This window comes from Halanaerobium saccharolyticum, from assembly GCF_003259895.1.
Classification (GTDB): Bacteria; Bacillota; Halanaerobiia; order Halanaerobiales; family Halanaerobiaceae; genus Halanaerobium; species Halanaerobium saccharolyticum_A.
This window is the reverse complement of the sequence record NZ_QLME01000012.1, coordinates 1-17,900: the sequence shown is the minus strand read 5'-3', so window position 1 is coordinate 17,900 and position 17,900 is coordinate 1. Positions and strand designations below refer to the sequence as shown.

Annotated in this window: 14 protein-coding genes; 2 read left to right on the top strand and 12 right to left on the bottom strand. The window is 31.4% G+C overall.

The window, feature by feature from the left end:
- Positions 1–74: 74 nt before the first annotated feature.
- From C7958_RS15770 to C7958_RS08845, 11 genes are all read right to left on the bottom strand, one after another.
- Positions 75–263, bottom strand: a complete 189-nt coding sequence (locus C7958_RS15770) for a hypothetical protein (RefSeq protein ID WP_111572329.1) — start codon at positions 261–263, stop codon at positions 75–77.
- Positions 264–269: 6 nt separating this feature from the next.
- Complete coding sequence (locus C7958_RS08890) at positions 270–566, bottom strand: hypothetical protein (RefSeq protein ID WP_111572328.1); 297 nt, start codon at positions 564–566, stop codon at positions 270–272.
- Between the two features lie 69 nt (positions 567–635).
- The gene (locus C7958_RS08885) at positions 636–2,309 is read right to left on the bottom strand and encodes a hypothetical protein (RefSeq protein WP_111572327.1); all 1,674 of its coding nucleotides are present in this window, start codon (positions 2,307–2,309) and stop codon (positions 636–638) included.
- 45 nt (positions 2,310–2,354) lie between these two features.
- Positions 2,355–3,119, bottom strand: a complete 765-nt coding sequence (locus C7958_RS08880) for a hypothetical protein (RefSeq protein WP_111572326.1) — start codon at positions 3,117–3,119, stop codon at positions 2,355–2,357.
- Entirely contained in the window at positions 3,109–3,660 is a 552-nt protein-coding gene (locus C7958_RS08875) for an HAD family hydrolase (RefSeq protein ID WP_258394135.1), read from the bottom strand. The genes C7958_RS08880 and C7958_RS08875 overlap by 11 nt, the downstream gene beginning before the upstream one ends.
- A gap of 5 nt (positions 3,661–3,665) precedes the next feature.
- Positions 3,666–6,749 (bottom strand): alpha-mannosidase, encoded by a 3,084-nt coding sequence (locus C7958_RS08870; protein ID WP_111572324.1) that lies wholly within the window; start codon positions 6,747–6,749, stop codon positions 3,666–3,668.
- A gap of 95 nt (positions 6,750–6,844) precedes the next feature.
- Positions 6,845–8,818: an ABC transporter substrate-binding protein gene (locus C7958_RS08865; protein ID WP_111572323.1), complete on the bottom strand. Its 1,974-nt coding sequence runs from the start codon at positions 8,816–8,818 to the stop codon at positions 6,845–6,847.
- 80 nt (positions 8,819–8,898) lie between these two features.
- Positions 8,899–9,921, bottom strand: coding sequence for an ABC transporter ATP-binding protein (locus C7958_RS08860; RefSeq protein ID WP_309250759.1), 1,023 nt, complete (start codon positions 9,919–9,921; stop codon positions 8,899–8,901).
- A 1-nt stretch (position 9,922) separates the two neighbouring features.
- On the bottom strand, positions 9,923–10,924 hold the full coding sequence (locus C7958_RS08855) for an ABC transporter ATP-binding protein (protein ID WP_111572321.1): 1,002 nt from the start codon (positions 10,922–10,924) through the stop codon (positions 9,923–9,925).
- A gap of 33 nt (positions 10,925–10,957) precedes the next feature.
- Positions 10,958–12,022, bottom strand: coding sequence for an ABC transporter permease subunit (locus C7958_RS08850; protein WP_111572385.1), 1,065 nt, complete (start codon positions 12,020–12,022; stop codon positions 10,958–10,960).
- 78 nt (positions 12,023–12,100) lie between these two features.
- Positions 12,101–13,084, bottom strand: coding sequence for an ABC transporter permease subunit (locus C7958_RS08845; protein ID WP_111572320.1), 984 nt, complete (start codon positions 13,082–13,084; stop codon positions 12,101–12,103).
- A 269-nt stretch (positions 13,085–13,353) separates the two neighbouring features.
- Between C7958_RS08845 and C7958_RS08840 the strand changes: the two genes are divergently transcribed.
- On the top strand, positions 13,354–15,162 hold the full coding sequence (locus C7958_RS08840) for a cache domain-containing sensor histidine kinase (protein ID WP_166668499.1): 1,809 nt from the start codon (positions 13,354–13,356) through the stop codon (positions 15,160–15,162).
- Position 15,163: 1 nt separating this feature from the next.
- Entirely contained in the window at positions 15,164–16,738 is a 1,575-nt protein-coding gene (locus C7958_RS08835) for a response regulator (protein WP_111572318.1), read from the top strand.
- Positions 16,739–16,852: 114 nt separating this feature from the next.
- On the opposite strand, the gene fba is transcribed toward C7958_RS08835, so the two are convergent.
- Positions 16,853–17,716, bottom strand: coding sequence for a class II fructose-1,6-bisphosphate aldolase (fba, locus tag C7958_RS08830; protein ID WP_111572317.1), 864 nt, complete (start codon positions 17,714–17,716; stop codon positions 16,853–16,855).
- Positions 17,717–17,900 lie beyond the last annotated feature (184 nt).

The following is a 17,900-nucleotide window of genomic DNA, read 5'->3' as shown; positions in this document are numbered from 1 at the left end:
AAAGTGCAGCTCCTCCCCGCAAATAAAGGAGACTGCACTTTTATTATTAACATTTTATTTATTAGTTATTTTAGTTAATTTTTATAAAGTGGAAGATATATTTGCTGATCTCTGATAACACAACCAACATTTTTGCCAGCACCTTTTAGTTCTGCACATTTACTGCAAGTAATACATACTTTTTTAGCATCTAACCCAGCTTTGTTAATTATATCATTTGCAAAATCTGGATATGCAAAAGCTAATCTCCCAAAACCAGCCATAGTTATTCAATTTTTCTCTATCATAACCAGGGGCCTGTTTTCTAAACCAGCTTTTTTTGCCAGTTTGGCCGCGTTTAAAAAATCATATTTTAAATCTTCTAATTCATTATCACTGAGCATATGGAAATCGTTATCAGAAAAGCTAAGCCGATCCAGGTATTGTTTATTATTTGATCTACCACTTTCATTAACTGCAATTGCTTCCATCCAAATCAAGCCAGCTCCACCCCTGGAAAAGTTTAAATATCTTCTTTTTGTTAGCTCTCCGGGAGTTCCATCTATATTTGCATCTGCTCCTTCCATAGGGTAAATAGCTAAACGGTTAGCTATTTTTCTATTATTTTAAAGTCCATAAAATTAAAATTATTCATACTATACCTTTTTTATAGAAAAACTCTTTTCAAGATTAGTAAAGTCTGTATAAAAAATGGTGAAGTGATGTTCACTCATCTTTTCAGTTCCTCTCATGTCTTCTGTATAAAGATGTTCTGCAAATGCAGAATCAAGTTTTATAGTATCTGTTCCTTTAGTAATTTTAATTTCTCCATTTTTAGCAGCCAGACTATTCCCGGCCTTGCCTTTAAGTAGAAAAGAGTCTCCTTCAATAACCGAATTCGCTGGTACCACAAATTCCACTTTAAGAGGAACTCTATCACATCCTTCAGTCTTAAGACTCACTTCAACACCATTTTCAATTTCTTTAAAATTAAGATTTATATATAAATCAACTTCTCTTCCTATTTTTCGCTGTTCATAATTCATTTCTCCCCATTCGACTTCTTTTCCTTTTTCAAAAGGAAGATAATAGGTGCCATGTGAATGAAACCTCATCTGATAAATATCATCCTTTTTAACAATTTTGCTGGTTTTAGACTCCCGCTGCCATTGTTGATCAACCTTATTTAGATTAAATTGACCAATTTCAAAAAATGAAGTACTTATTTTTAAGGCTAAAGATAAAGAAAACGCTTTAAACTCAAAGAATTGAGTACTGTTTTCACTTAAAGTAAAACTCATCTTGTCTCTTCTAACCCGTAAAACCCCGGATTGCTGATAAAATTTTTCATAATTATTCTCTATTTCTTGATTTGGAACATCAAAATCTTTTAATTCCGGATTAAGCATAAATAAATATAATGATTGAGCAAAAGACTGTACATCTGTATTTCTATTTGGTCTTTCAATAATTTTTTGAGCCATATACGAAAACTCTTTATCTTTTAATTTATCTGCCATATATAAATATAAGTGATAATAATTGTCTGGATAATATTTTTCTCCTTTATCCTGGCGGGTAGAATTTCCGGTATAGATTGTACCATCAGGCTCAATAAATTTTAACATCATTTTTAAATTTCTCTTAACATGTTCTAATAAGGTCCAATCTTTTGTTTCTTCTGCCAAAATAATTAAAGCGTTATCATTTACTACATTATAAATACCGGTGGATCTTTCTGTAAATTCACCATCCTGATTACAGTCTATTCCCTCACCCAAATATTTTTCAGCATTAATTTTAAAGTCATCGATTTTTAATATATTATAAGCCATCATCAAAGCAGAGGAGATTACCCAGCGGTGATTGGGGGTATGAAAACCTCCCTCTGCCATGCCAAAAGCCGCTTTTTTAATAACTCTTTCCAATATGTTTTTTAGTTGTTCGGCACCTGTAACAGAAAATTTAGCGATAATTTTATAAGACATACAGAGTCTCTGGACCATAAATGCTGTATCTGGACTAGAATAAAAATTAACAGATAAATAATCAAATGTTCCATCTTCCCGCTGAACATTCTCAATATAATTTAAAAGTATTTTGATAGAATTAAATAAGTCTTGATCTTTATAATAAATTGAATCCTGATTATAATAAACTGAACTCATTGTTTTTAGTCCATAAATTGAGAACTTAGGAGAAACAATTTTGTTTTCCAAGTTCTGTAATCCACCGTGATCTCTTTTATTTGCTTCTAAAACCTGCATTTTAAGTAGATCTGCTACAAGTTCTTCCGCATTTTTTAGTACTTTCTGATAATGATTGATCAAAGTTAACACCTCTTTTTATGTATTAAAATCATAATTAAATATACACTACTTATATAAAATTTTAAGCCTATGCATCCAGTAATCTATACGCTCTGGAATTAGTTGATATAATTTATTCCAGGGTATCAACTCTACATCTTTATTTAAATCTACTAAATTGTTAAACTCTAAAGTTGGTGTAAAAGAAGCTTCTTTCAAATATTTTCTAGCTAAATCCTGATAATCACAATACTTATTTAAAATCTGCTCTCCATATACTCCACCTATCAAAGCAGAATGACCACTTCTCTCTGTACATTCTTTTATTACAAATTGTTTCTGTTTTCTGTACCAGTCCCCGGTTGGTGCAAAAGCATGTTTTCCGGGCTGTGAATAACAGATCAGTCCCTCTCCTGATTTATATATCTCAGGAAGATTAGATGCTTCTGCCGCCGAACAGTATCTATGATTAGCATCCTTATTTTTTAAAGCTTTTACTAAAGTTTCCAATTTCGGAGGTGAAGGCCAGAGATTGATATACAGACCATGAGCACTACCTTCAAAAGCAGTAACTTCTCCCTTTGAATTCACCTTAACCCAGAGATGTTCTAAATCATAATGATGTCCAATATCCCAGTCCCAGTAAATTGCATATTCGATTATAAAACTATTTTCTTCAGCTATTAACTGCCGCTGAAAAGAAGGAGATTTAATATTATTATTTTTAACTACAGTATAACCCACAAATTCTGGCAGAAAAGGTTCCCTGGTATCAAAAAATATTCTGGGCGCATATTTCTTTGCCATTTCTAATTCTTCTTTATTTTTCATGATCTAAACTTTCTTCAATTTCTGGCAGCAGGGCAATAATTTCAGTCAGGATTCCAATTTCATAATCTGGAAATTCCAACTCTTTTTCAGGTTTTTCTTTATAACCATCATTATCATTCCAGTTACTCCAGACAGTTATCAGTCCAACCCGATTGGCTCCAGCAATATCTCTTTCTAAATTATTTCCCACCATAATTACCCTGTTATAATCAGCTTCAGTTATCTCTAAATCATCTAGAGCTTTTTTAAACATTCGCGGATCAGGTTTTAAACATCCAACTTCATCAGAGATCGCAAAAGCATCAAAATAAGCAAAAAGATCATGAGCTTTTAGCACATTATTATAGGTTCCAACATAAGTATCAGCTACCAGAGCTAGAGTATAACCCATTTCTTTAATCTGCTTAACTGCTTCTTTAGCTCCGGGAATTAATTCAGCACTCAGTGTAACCCCGTTCTCATCCTTAACTTCTGTTGCTTCTTCCATTATGACATCTCCTAAATCCAGGAAAATCGCTTTTATATTTTTCAATATTTTCACCTCTATTATTTTTTGAAAGATATTTTAAATGTTTTAATTTCATATGGTTTAATTTCAAAAGTAAAACTTTTACTATCTTTAATTATAATCTCATTATCTGTTTTCATATCTCTTTCCATTAAATTAACCTCTTTAACCTGCCACAATTCTTTAAAAAATGAAACCGTGCTCTTATTTCTCTGTCCATAACTATCATAAACTCTTAAAATATAATCCTGATCAAATTCAGATTTTTTAAAAGCAGATAAAATTAAATTATCTCCTTTAATCTTAATTAAAGTTGAATTACCAGCAAGCTGATTACTAATTCTATTCTCAATCACCCTGGCTTTTAAAGGCGTATTTATATTTGTCGCTTCTTCAATGGTCTTACCCTTTCTAAAATCTCCCTGATGAAGATATAGTGAATAAACAAATTTATGTTTTCCCAAATCTGCTTCTGGATCTGGATAAATTCCACCTTTAAGTAAAGTTAATCTCATTATATTATTTTTTATATCATAACCATATTTGCAATCATTTAATAAACTAACTCCATAATTATATTCTGAGAGATCTGCCCATTTATGAGCTGGAACTTCAAACTGAGCCTGTTCCCACTTTGTATTATTTGTGGTTGATCTTTCCAGATTACCAAAAGCAATATCATAATTTGCTTTATTAGTATTCAGAGCAAGTGGAAAAGAAACTTTTAATAATTTTTGTCTTTCCTGCCAGTTTACTTTTGTTTTGAAATCAATCCGGCTGCTTTTTTTAGCTAAAATAATTTCCTGTTCAATTACAGTTTCCTGATATCTCTTTTTGATTAAGATAGAATCATAAACTGGTCCCTGAACCTGATATTTAATTTCTTCCAGATTATTAATAATTACTTTATCTGATTCCTTTATATTAAGATCCCAGGCATCATAATAACAGGGCGTTTCTTTAAATAACTCAAATAAATTTGCTTCTTTAGCTGCTAGAATTTCTCTCTTAAATCTTTTATCATAAATACCGGCCAGATTTCCTTCACCATTAATTACAACTTTCAAAAATTCATTCTCCAGAACAAACTCTTTTCTCGGATCTTCTATTTCATTCTGAATATCTACTTTAACAAATTTATATTTTTTATATCCCAGTGCTGGAACTGTATCCTTAAAATAATATTTATTACCATCTTTTTGAACTTCCACAATTTCGCCCAGTTCACTTTTTAATGCATCAAAATCTTTTCGCATCTGAACTTCAGTTAAGTTAAATTCGATCAGATCACTTCTGGAATAACTGAAGGGATTAAAAACAAATAAATCATTTTCTGCTTCTTCTGAACCAGAATGACATATCAAATAATTATAAGAGGCTTCAATAACTTCTTCTACTATTTTTTCTGCTTCCTGATAATATTGATAGGCATCACTAACAGCTTCCTTAATACAGGAACCAGGTAGTATATCATGAAATTGATTTGCAAGCAGTTTTTTCCAGCCAGACTCTAAATTCGATAAATCAATTTCTGCGCCCAATAATTCTGCCAGTGAGGATATTAGTTCTGCCTCTCGATATAAGTATTCTAATCGACGATTATACTTTTTAATTAAAGCCTGTGAAGTATAAGTTCCTCGATGGCGCTCAAAATATATTTCACCATTCCATAAAGGTAATCTGTCAGCAACAGCATCTAAATTATTAATATCTGATTCAAGCTTTCCTGTTTCAACCTCTGGCAGAATTGGATTCTTTCTGATGGCGCTTAAGTTTTCCATCATCTCTGATGTAGCACCACCCCCACCATCCCCGTATCCATAAGCATAATAAGACTTTTTAATTTCATTTTTTTCTTTTAGATTATGCCAACTCTGATATATTTTCTCTGCTTCAATGTCAGCTGTAGAGCTTTGAGTGCTGAAGTAAGCCAGAACCTGGCTGCCGTCCAGTCCCTCCCATTTAAAAGCATTATAGGGAAATTCGTTAACAGTATTCTGTCTAATCTTAGCAGTTGCAAAGTAATTAATACCTGATTTTTTTAAAATTTGGGGTAGAGAAGTTGTAAAACCAAAAGTATCAGGCAGCCAACAAATTTTGGGGATCTGATCAAATTCAGTCTGATAAAATTTCTGGCCATATAAAAGCTGTCTAACAAAAGATTCGCCTGACGGCAAATTTGCGTCTGCCTCTACCCACATTCCACCAATTAATTCCCAGCGTCCTTCTTTTACTCTAGCTTTAATTTTTTCAAAAAGTTCTGGATAATAATCTTTTGCAAAACTGTACAATAAAGGTTGACTTTGAACAAAAAAAAGATCATCATACTGATCCATAAGTTCAACTGCTGTTGAAAATGTTCTTTTACACTTACGAATAGTTTCCTTGATAGGCCATTTAAAAGCCAGGTCAAGATGAGAATTAGCAGTAAAATATACTTTACCCGGATAACTAGTTTTAATTTGGGATAAATTTTTATTCAAAATATGATCTGCTTTTTGAATCATTTTTAAATAGTTTTTTCTTTCATTAACATGAAAATCTACAGCCATTATAGAGTTTTCAATAGCCTGTGCCAGCAAATATTTATAATTATCATCTTTAATAAATCTATAACTATCAATTGTATTTTTTAATAAATAATAATATTTTTTTACAGCTTCATTTATTAAAACCACTCTAGCCTTTTTAAAATAGTGTCGGTAATATTTTTCACCTGTTTTACGCTGATGACGATTATAGTCATGAATATGATAAGTAGCTTCGATTTGAAGAAAATAACTTTTTTTTGCCTGTTTGGATAATAAAATTAATTCTTCATTTAATCCACGTTTAAGCTTCCCATTAACATAAATGGCACTTTCACCACCAATATCAAACTCAAGAAACACTTTTTTTCTTCTCATTGATTTAGGAAGATTTACCTCTTTGGAAAAATAAAAGTTTTTACCACTATTATCCCATTCATCTCCAAGATTTATAATTTCTTTCTTGCCTATCTTTTCATATTCATTTGGTGCAAGGTATTCTATTTCCTGTTTGTCCCAATGATCTAAATTAATAGCTAGATCATAAATTGATCCTTTTATTTTTCTTAGTATCAAATCATAGCTGTCAGGCATTTTTTCATTTCCTCTCTTTCATTTTTTATAAAACTGTACTTCCCAGAAAATTAATCCTGAAAAGTACAGTTAAATAACTAAATTTGATAATCTTACTATTGGTTTTTATAATATATCTGCTGTGGGAATGAAAGACCAACATCACGTGAGAAAACTCCTCTTGGGAATTCTGTAACATTACCAAGATTTTCATCATAAACAAAGACAGCAGGAACAGGACCAGATAGTCCAATAAGATACAGCTGTTCTCTGTGGAATTTAGACACCTCAGCCATTAATTCTTTTCTTTTTTCAAAATCTGTAACTTCTGGTAATTCTTTTAAAATTTCATTCATCCGTTTAACACCTGCAGGAGGCTCTATACCCTGCTCACCATCAGTTTGCAGCCAGATGCTGTACTGTGGACCCCAGGGAGCAGCCCATCTGTTATTACCATCGGGAGACCAACCTTTGGCCATAATATCAGGTCTATCCCTACTGTCAAAATGCCAGACAAGCGCTTCATAATTACCATTCTCTAAACGAGTCTCGAATAGAGAACGTTCAGGAGTATTAATTAAAAGTTCAACACCAATCTGGTCCCAGTAACCTTTTACTAACTCTAAAACCGGGACATTCATACCATCACTATCAAGTAGATTAATAGTTAAGTCTCTACTATCTGACATTTCTCTAATTCCATCTTCACCTTTTTCTAGTCCCAGTTCATCCAACATTTTATTTGCCTGATCAATATTAAATTTTGCATAAGCTTTTGCCCATTCATTATCATAAAATGGACTCGCCTGTGGAAAAGCCGATTGACGAACTACCCCTTGTCCAAAACTATACATATCATTAATTTCTTCTCTATTTACTGCCAGTGATAAAGCCTTTCTGAATTTATCATTATCAAAAAGTTCTCTTTTAACTTCATCATCCTGCAGAGTAGTATTTAAATATATTGTTGTTCCTCCATCAGGTGTATCTAAAGCCATTACTTCATAACCACCCTTATCTCTATTTTCCATTAATAACGGGTAATCAGAAAATACAAATCCTCTACCCTGAAAATCAATTTCTCCACTGATAGCTCTCATAACTACCATTTCAGGATCAGTTACAATCTCGTGTACCATTTCATCAATATATGGAAGCTGGTTTCCTTCAGTATCAACCTTCCAGTAATATGGATTTCTTTTTAATTCAAAATATGTTGAACTTGGGTCATTTGTAGAATACCAGGCAGTAATAACAGGACGGTCAGGATTTTTATCTGGCCACTGAAATTTAAAATCAAATAACTGCTGCCAGCTGTCATAACCGGCCTCTTCAACCAACTTTTTAACTTCTTCTTCTGAATTATATCTTGGATAATATTGTTTTAAATAATGTTTTGGCGCCAATAAACGAGCTCTACCTTCAGAAGCAAGAAACTCTAAAAAAGTAGCATTTGGCTCGGCAAAAGTTATTTTAAAACTGTAGTCATCAAGTTTTTCCCATTTAGCTGTTTCACCACCAACTCTGAATGTGCTGTGGGGAGGACCCTCTAAATCTGTATCAGTATTAATTTCCCACCAGAACATAGCATCATCAGCTGTAACTGGGGCACCGTCAGACCATTTCATTCCTTCTCTTAAATGAAAAATATAAGCTTTCCCCTCATCAATAATTTCCCAACTTTTAGCCACATTTGGATAAATTAATCCATCTGGACCACCTGTTACAAATCTTTCTCCAATCAGCTTTCTTAAACCCCAGTGATCGGAAGGACCCGCCCAGGTTCTTTTAATTGTCCCCCCATAATTACCTATTGACTCAGCTGGTAAAAATACTGCTGGTTCTTTTGGTAAGCGCTCTTTAATAGTGTCAATTTCACCATTTTCTACCATTTCTTTTAAAATAGGCGCTTCATTATAATTCCCAACTTGATTACCTGTTTCTTCTTCATATTCTTCAGGTGTACTGAATAAAACGGCAGAATCCGAATACATTCCTTCCAAACCATACCAGGAAGCCTGGCCACTACCAGTTAAACCTATCAATAAAGATAAAACCATAACTAAAATTAAGCTTTTTCTCATTTTCATTAATATATCCCCCTTAATAATTTTTAGTAATAAACGAACTAAGGTAACTATCCATCCTCCTTTCTTAACAGTAATTTAATTTAATAATCAAAAGCTTCTCTCAGATCAAGCTGAGAAGCAAAATGACAGGCTACATAATGTTCATTTTCTTCACTTCCTAAATTCTTCAATTCTGGCTCTTCTTTTTCACATTTTTTTTCCGCATAATTACAGCGGTTATAGAAATTGCACCCACTGGGAATGTTAATTGGACTGGGCACTTCACCTTCCAATTTAATTTTTTTTCCTTGAGCTCTAGGATCAGTAATCGGTACTGCCGATAAAAGTGCCTCTGTATATGGATGCAGAGTATTCATAAATAGCTCATCACTTTCTGCAACTTCAACAACCCTACCTAGATACATTACTGCAATTCTATCACAGATATGTTTAACTACACTTAAGTCATGAGCAATAAATAAATAAGTTAAATTAAATTCCTGCTGAAGTTCTTCCAGTAGATTAATGATCTGGGCCTGAATAGAAACATCAAGAGCAGAAACTGCTTCATCTGCTACTATAAAACGAGGATTTAAAGATAAAACCCTGGCAATTCCTATTCTCTGTCTCTGTCCCCCACTAAATGCATGTGGATATCGATCCATATATTCAGGTCTTAAATCAACTTTTCGCAGCAAATCAATAATCCTATCCTGAAGTTCCTGACCAGATGCTAATTTATTTACCACCAGTGGTTCCCCCACTAAATCTTTAACAGTCATTCTTGGATTAAGTGAGGAATATGGATCCTGAAAAATAAGCTGCATATCTCGTCTCAACTTTTTTAACTGCTGTTTATCAGCTTTTATGATATCTACATATTCACCATCTTTTAAAAATTCAATTTCACCAGCTGTTGGTTCAATAGCGCGCAAAATTGTTCTACCAAATGTTGTCTTACCACAGCCGCTTTCTCCAACTAATCCTAAAGTTTCTCCTTCATATATATCAAGATTAACATTATTTACGGCCTTAACCTGAGCAACTGTTTTCTTAAAAAAACCTTTTTCTATAGGAAAATATTTTTTTAGCTTTTTTATTTTCAATATTTTTTTTCTTTTCACTTTAATCACCCTCTTTTTCATATAGTAAACAGGCAACCTTATGGGAAGGTGAGATTTCAATTAACTCAGGCTGGATTTTATCGCATCTACCTGCCATGTATTCTTCACAGCGATTATGAAAAGTACATCCACTCGGGATATTATAAGCATCAGGTACAGTCCCTTCAATTGAAAGTAATTTTTCTTTTTGATCTTTCTTAGTTATTTTAGGAATTGATTTTAAAAGGGCTCTAGTATAAGGATGTTTGGGATCATAGAAAATATCATCTACTGAAGCCTCTTCCACCACTCTACCTAAATACATTACTGCAACCTGATCAGCTATTTCTGCAATTACTCCAATGTCATGAGTAATAATTATTATTGACATTCCAAATTCTTCTTTCATATCCCGCATCAGATCAAGTATTTGTGCCTGAATTGTAACATCTAAGGCAGTTGTCGGCTCATCTGCCAATAGTAAACTTGGTTCACAAGAAAGAGCCATTGCAATCATTGCTCTCTGTCGCATGCCACCACTCAACTGATAGGGATAATCATCAATTCTACTCTGTGCTTCTGGAATACCAACCTCTTCCAAGATGGAAATTGCTCGTTGTCTTGCTTCTTTTTTATCCAGCCCTGTATGTAATAAAATAGCCTCCATAATCTGATTTCCTACAGTATGCACAGGAGAAAAAGAGGTCATAGGTTCCTGAAAAATCATAGAAATTTCTTTACCTCTAATCTTTCTAATTTCTTTACCATCTTTGTCCAGTTTTAATAAATCTATTTTTTCATTATTTTTATGATAAATTACCTCACCATTCATGATTTCTGAGTTACTAGCAAGAACATTTAAAACAGCTCTTGCAGTAACACTTTTACCACATCCACTTTCTCCAACTATACCCAGCACCTGGTTTTTATCAACTTCAAAATCAACACCACGGACAGCACGAACTATACCTTCTGCTGTATTAAAATTCACAGTTAAATTTTTTACTTCTAATAATTTACTCAAACTATCACCACCCACTCTCTTAATAAATATTTATCAGGAATAAGGATCAGCTGCATCTCTAAGCCCATCACCAAGAAAATTAAAGGCAAGTACAGTAATAATTACAAAAATTCCAGGAAGCAGCAGCCACGGCGCCATCGAAATAACTCTCACCTTTTGAGCACTCTGTAACAAAGATCCCCAACTTATTGCAGGTGGTCTAATTCCCAATCCTAAGAAACTTAAGGAAGTTTCTCCTAAGATCATTCTTGGAATTGCTAAAGACAAACTTGCAATTATGTGGCTTAGAAATGAAGGTAGCATATGATGAAGAATAATCCTGAATTTGCTTGCTCCAATTAATTCAGCTGACATAACAAAATCCTCTTCTTTTAATGACATAAATTTACTTCGCACTTCTCTTGCCATCCCGGTCCAGCCTTTTAAAGATAAAATAAGAGTAATGGCAAAATAAACCTGAATTACACCCCAGTCAGATGGTAATGCCGCTCCCAGACCCATCCAGAGCGGAATATCTGGAATACTTTTCAAAAATTCAATGGTTCTCTGAATTAACATATCTATCCAACCACCATAATAACCAGAAATACCGCCAAGAGTAATACCTAAAGTAAAGCTTAAGAAAACTCCAACAAAACCGATAGAAGTTGAAATTCTAGCTCCATATAAAATTCTAGAAAATAGATCCCTGCCCATGGGGTCGGCCCCCATTAAAAATATTTTACCTTCCTTAACTCCAAATAAATGTATATCAGTTTCGAAAAAACCCAAGAATTTATATGTATCTCCTCGATAAAAAAAGTAGATTGGATACTTTTTACTTTTATCAATTGTAAAAGTTTCGCGAAATGTTTCAGGGTCACGAGTAGATTGATATCCATAAACAAATGGTCTTAAATTAAATTCTCCCTCATCAAAAAAGCGCGCTCTCTGTGGTGGTGCATTCATATAACCTTTATCATAGTTATGAGGATCATAGGGAGAAAAGAAACCACAAAAAATTGAAAGGATATATATTACTGCCAGTACTCCAACAGCAATCATAGCCAATCTATGTTTTTTGAATCTTTTCCAGACTAGTTCCCATTGTGAAGACATATATATTTCTTCGTCTTCTAATAATTCTCCATTTACTACTGCTTTTTTTTCTTCCAATTCTTTCCCTCCTTCTCCAGCTTATTTATAACGAATCCGTGGATCAACTATAGCTAATAAAATATCTGATACTAAAGTTCCAATAACAGTTAAGATACTTAAAAAGAAAATAAAGCTTCCAGCTAAATACATATCCTGAGTTTTTAAAGCCTGCAGTAACATTGGACCTGCTGTCGGTAAGTTAAGAACAATTGCTGTAATAACACTTCCCGAGATTAAAGAAGCAAAGGTCCAGCCCACAGTACTGATAAATGGAATTAGTGCAATTCGAACAGGATATTTAAATAAAATCTTTAGATTTGAAACTCCTTTAGTTTTAGCTGTAACTACATATGGTTTACCAAGTTCATCCAGTAAATTCGCTCTCAATATTCTAATCAAACCGGCTGTACCTGCCGTTCCACTAACTATAATTGGAATCCAGAGATGTTTTAATAAGTCAATTAATTTAGCAATACTCCAGGGAGCATTTGCATACTCATATGAAAACAGCCCGGAAATACTATAGCCAAAAAATTCAAAACTTAAATACATCAAAATTAAAGCAAGCATAAAATTGGGAGTTGCCAGACCAATGAAACCTATAAAAGTAGCTAGATAATCTCCTATTGAGTATTGATGAGTTGCCGAATAGAGACCGATAGCAAAAGAAACTATCCAGGTGAAAATTAAAGTACTAATAGAAACCAGCAAAGTAAGTCCCATCCTACTCCAAATTAACTCGCCTACAGGCTTATTCCAGCTAAAAGAAAATCCAAAATCTCCCCGGAATATTCCAGTAATCCACTTAAAATACTTAACATGCATTGGCTGATCAAATCCATACCTTTCTCTTAAAATGTCTATTCTTTCTGGAGATACCTCGTCTCCAGCAGCTCTCATACCAGCAACGTAAGAAGTTAGCCAGTCACCTGGTGGCAGTTGAATAATAACAAAAACAACAATAGATAAGACCAGAATGGTTGGAACCATATAAATTAATCTCCTAATAATAAATGATGACAATCGATTCACCCCTTTTTTCTAATATTGTTATTACACTAATAATTCTAACAATTAAAAATGTTGTGGTAAATATCAAATTCTTATGAAAAGTTATATATCTTAATATTCTAAAAAATAAATAATATATTTGTAAATATAAATGACTTAATTTTATTAATATTTTACTTATTTAAAAGGGAAAGGGTCTTTTTCCTTGAATAAATATTAATAGACAAACTAATAAAATATTATTTTCTTATAAATTCAAAGAAATAATTTGGAGGATGAAAATGATTAATCATTTAAAATTAAGATGGAAAATAACAATTATAGTTATAATTATTTTATTACTAATTATGATAGTAGTTAGTACTTCTAATTATTTTTTAACTACTAATATAATCCGGGATGAAGTTACCTCAAATATACAGACAACATTTTCGTTATTTAATATTAGAGTTAATAATTTTTTTGATGAAATTGAAAAAAACACTAATAAAATTACCAATAATGATTCTGTTATAACATACTTAGAAATTGTAAATTTCCGTTACCAACAGCTAATAAAAACACAAAATTTGCTTAATAACTCAGATCTAATCTCTGAAGTTAATTCAGAACAACTGAAAATAAATTCTATTATCAATAGCGATTTGGAACGGTATATTGCTAACATTAGTTGGTCAGAAATAAATTCAGTTAGTAGTGTTGATTTTTTTTATATTACTCTTAATAATGGTTATGTGGTAGCAGAAAGTTATAGAGAAAGCATTCCTAATTTCACAAATAAACAACGAGGAACTCAATTATCAGAGAAAGATTACAGGGGTAAAGATTTAAATTCAATCAAGTATTTTAATAATTCTCCTTATTTATTAATAAAAAATACCATTCATAATTATAATGATAATATTATTGGATATTTAGTTGTTGGCCTTTCCCTGGATAAGTTTAATCAGCAAATCAACTTTAATATAGGAGCTTATTCAGATAATGTTTCAATATTAAATCAAAATAAAAGAATAATTAGCAATCAGAATTCTGATAAGCTGGCAACATTTAATTATAATAAAAATATTATAAATAATATTAATAATAATACTTTCCCTGTTAATAATATTTATAACGAAGAGTTTTTAATTATAGATAAAATTGCTGATAAAAATCTTTATTTAGTTGGAGAGCTGGAAAAAAGTAATGTTTTTGCTCCAGCTGAAAAAATTAGAACTATCAATATTATTATTCTAATAGCAGCTATTATTTTAACTTTCTTCATCATTTATATAACAATGAGATGGCAGCTCCATCCATTAAATAAGCTGGTAAATAAAATGCAGGAAATTAAGGATGGTAATCTTGATACAAAATTAGAAATCAAAGCAAATGATGAAATTGGTGTGCTAACAAAAGAATTTAATAATATGATTGCTGAACTTAAAAAATTAATGAGAAAAGTAAAAGAAGATCAGGAAGAAATAAGAAAACTTGAGTTATCTGCTCTCCAGCAGCAGATTAACCCCCATTTTCTTTATAATACTCTGGATTCAATCTCTTTAATGACAAAAACTGGTGAATATGACGAGATTGCAGAAATGTGTATTTCTTTATCTCAATTTTTCAGGCTTGGCCTTAATAAAGGTAAGGAATGCTATACAATTAAAGAAGAAATTAATCATGTTAAAAATTATATTAATATTCAAAAGTTAAGATTTCCAGATAAATTTGAATATAGTTTTGAAATAGATGAAAACATCTATAATTATAGATGTGTTAAAATAATTCTTCAACCTCTAATAGAAAACTCACTTAAACATGGATTTAAATTTAACAAATCAAAGGGACATATCTTAATAAAAGCTTTTAAAGATAATAATAAAATAATTCTCCAGATAATAGATGACGGAAGTGGTTTTAGAAATGAATTCATTAAAAAATTTAATACCAGAAATAGCAAAAATGGCTATGGATTAAATAATGTTAGACGCAGAATCGAATTATATCACGGTAAAGATTATGGGCTTATAATTTATAATTCCCAAAAAACCGGAGGAGCAATTGTAACAATCACTTTACCAATTACTGAAAAAGGAGTTAATTAAAATGTATAATCTAATAATTGTTGATGACGAAAAAAGAGTTAGAAAAGCTCTAAAAATGAGTGTCGACTGGGAAAAATATAATATTCAGGTTATTGCAGAAGCTGAAGATGGAGATATAGCTCTAGAATTAATTCAAAAACATCCGGTTGATATAATCATAACTGATATTTATATGGCAAGAATTGATGGGCTCAAATTAATTAAGGAAGCTCAGAAAATCATTCCCCATGTTAAATCAATTATCTTAAGTGGTTATGATGATTTTGATTATGTACAAAAAGCTATTAGAAATAAAGCTTTCGATTATCTATTAAAACCTATTCAATTTGATAAACTTAGTGAAATACTAACTAAACTAACCGAAAAAATAAAAAAAGAGAGAGAACAAAGAAAAAATTACAAAGTTTATCAAGAACAATTAGAGCAATTCAAGCCAATGATTAAAGAAAGGTTTTTAGATTATCTTCTGGCAAAACGCTTAAGTTTTCAAAAAATGAAAACAGAAAATAACTATCTGGATTTCAATCTAAATGATAATAACTTTGTAGTAATTGCAATTGAATTTAAATGTAAAATTAAAGCTATTGAAAGATTAGGAATTAAAGATACTCTAAAAAATGAGCTATTAAAGGAATATAAAAAAGAAATTATTGATAGTTATCCGGATAAATATATTATTATCTTAAATTATGATCAGAGTAAAACTTCAGCAGCTGTGAATAGAGAATTAGTTCAAGCTGCAAAGAGGATTATCATCTATTCAATGAAAATTTTCAACAGAAAACTAACTATTGGGATAGGTAATTTGTATCAGGACCCTGAGCAAATCTCTAGTTCATATAAAGAAGCTCTAGAAGCTTTAGAATATCAAATTTTTTATGGAGCAGGTGAAGTTTATTTATTTAAAGATTTTAATCCCCAAAAAGACAAGAAATTAAATTATCCTTTTAAGATTGAAGAAGAAATTATTACTGCCTTAAAAATTGGGGATTCTTCGAATATAAACCAAAAAACAAAAAAATTCTTCTTATTTCATGACAATTTGGATAAAAAAAATCCTGATTTTCTAAAAAGGTCCTGTCTTCAACTAATATATAGTCTTTCTAAAATGGCTGTTGAATGGAACTATCATTTAGAGATTTTAGAACTTGAAAATAAAATTCAAAACTGCAATAATTTAAATGAATTAGAAAATTATATAATGAAATTTATTGAGCAAATTAGCGAAAGTGTGAGCAGCAGAAAAAAAATTGAAAAAGAAAATTATATTAAAAGTGTTTGTGATTATATCGACAATAATTATTATAATGACTTATCTTTAGACGAAATTGCAGATCATGTATACCTTTCTCCAAATTATTTGGCCAATATTTTTAAAGAAAGAATGGATAAAACAATTCTTAATTATTTAACTGAAATTCGAATAAAAAAAGCTAAAGAACTGTTGCTAAATTCTCAACTGAAGATTTATGAAATATCAGAAAAGATTGGTTATAAAAGTTCAAATTATTTTAGCCAGGTATTTAAAAAGCACACTGGCTATTCACCCGTAGAATATCGACAAAATAATTTTTAACTGCTGCTGCACTGTTACCATAACTATCTTAAAATTGTTTTCTTTACATAATACTTTAAACTTAAAAACATAATTTTTGGATTATATTCTCTAAAAATTAAATACTTAAATTCATTATTTTAGATAACTTTTATTAAAACTACCCAGTATTCTTATTTTTTCTTTTACTTTTTCAATTACTGCATCTCTACCCGGTCCACAATAAGTATGAACATCATAAACTTCCGGGTCTGCTGCCAAAATTTCTTTAACTCTTTTAGTGAATGCCTGCTGAAAATCAGTATTAAAATTAACTTTATTTACACCACATTTAACAGCTGTCATTAAATCCTGATCAGAAACCCCAGAAGCTCCATGTAGAACAAGAGGCATATCCAGTAACTTTTTTATTTTCTCAAGTCGTTCAAAATCTAATTCAGGCTTTCCCTTATAAACTCCATGAGCTGTACCAACTGCAACTGCAAGAGCATCAACACCTGTTTTCTCTACAAATTCTTTTGCTTTATCAGGATTTGTATACATAGCATTTTTTTCCTCAATGGTATGACCATCTTCAGTACCAGCAATTGTACCAAGTTCTGCCTCTACACTTACTCCAACACTGTGAGCTGCTTCTACAACTTTTTTAGTTAGTTTTATGTTTTCCTTAAATTCTTTTGTTGAAGCATCAATCATTACAGAAGAAAATCCAACTTTAATTGCCTCCATAATAGTAGTGAATTTACTTCCATGATCTAAATGCAGAGCCACTGGAATCGATACATCTTTAATAATTGCTTCTGTCATTTTGCTCACATTATCCAGACCTATGTAAGGAATAATTCTTTCACTTACCTGTAATATTAAAGGGGCATTCATTTTTTCTGCACCAGCAACAAAAGCCTGTAAAAATTCCATATTATTGATATTAAATGCACCTACAGCATAATTCTTTTTGTGTGCTTCCTGTAGAAGTTCTTTCATTGGCTTTAAATTCATCTTTTTAACTCCCTTCAAACCAAAATTAATTACATCAACTTAATTTTTTTATCTTAACCACTATTCATAAAGTTAATTCAACCTTATTAAACTTGAATTCGGCAAGTAAAAATACCGAATCCAGTTATGATAGTCTTTAAACAGTAAATCTAGTTCAAATTTTTTTGAATAAAAAAATAGAATC

Bases quoted from the DNA above. Each gene is read 5' to 3' on its own strand.
- fba (WP_111572317.1), bottom strand. From the start codon at position 17,716: ATGAATTTAAAGCCAATGAAAGAACTTCTACAGGAAGCACACAAAAAG.
- C7958_RS08850 (WP_111572385.1), bottom strand. From the start codon at position 12,022: ATGTCTTCACAATGGGAACTAGTCTGGAAAAGATTCAAAAAACATAGA.
- C7958_RS08840 (WP_166668499.1), top strand. From the start codon at position 13,354: ATGATTAATCATTTAAAATTAAGATGGAAAATAACAATTATAGTTATA.
- C7958_RS08870 (WP_111572324.1), bottom strand. From the start codon at position 6,749: ATGCCTGACAGCTATGATTTGATACTAAGAAAAATAAAAGGATCAATT.
- C7958_RS15770 (WP_111572329.1), bottom strand. From the start codon at position 263: ATGGCTGGTTTTGGGAGATTAGCTTTTGCATATCCAGATTTTGCAAAT.
- C7958_RS08835 (WP_111572318.1), top strand. From the start codon at position 15,164: ATGTATAATCTAATAATTGTTGATGACGAAAAAAGAGTTAGAAAAGCT.
- C7958_RS08890 (WP_111572328.1), bottom strand. From the start codon at position 566: ATGGAAGGAGCAGATGCAAATATAGATGGAACTCCCGGAGAGCTAACA.
- C7958_RS08880 (WP_111572326.1), bottom strand. From the start codon at position 3,119: ATGAAAAATAAAGAAGAATTAGAAATGGCAAAGAAATATGCGCCCAGA.
- C7958_RS08865 (WP_111572323.1), bottom strand. From the start codon at position 8,818: ATGAAAATGAGAAAAAGCTTAATTTTAGTTATGGTTTTATCTTTATTG.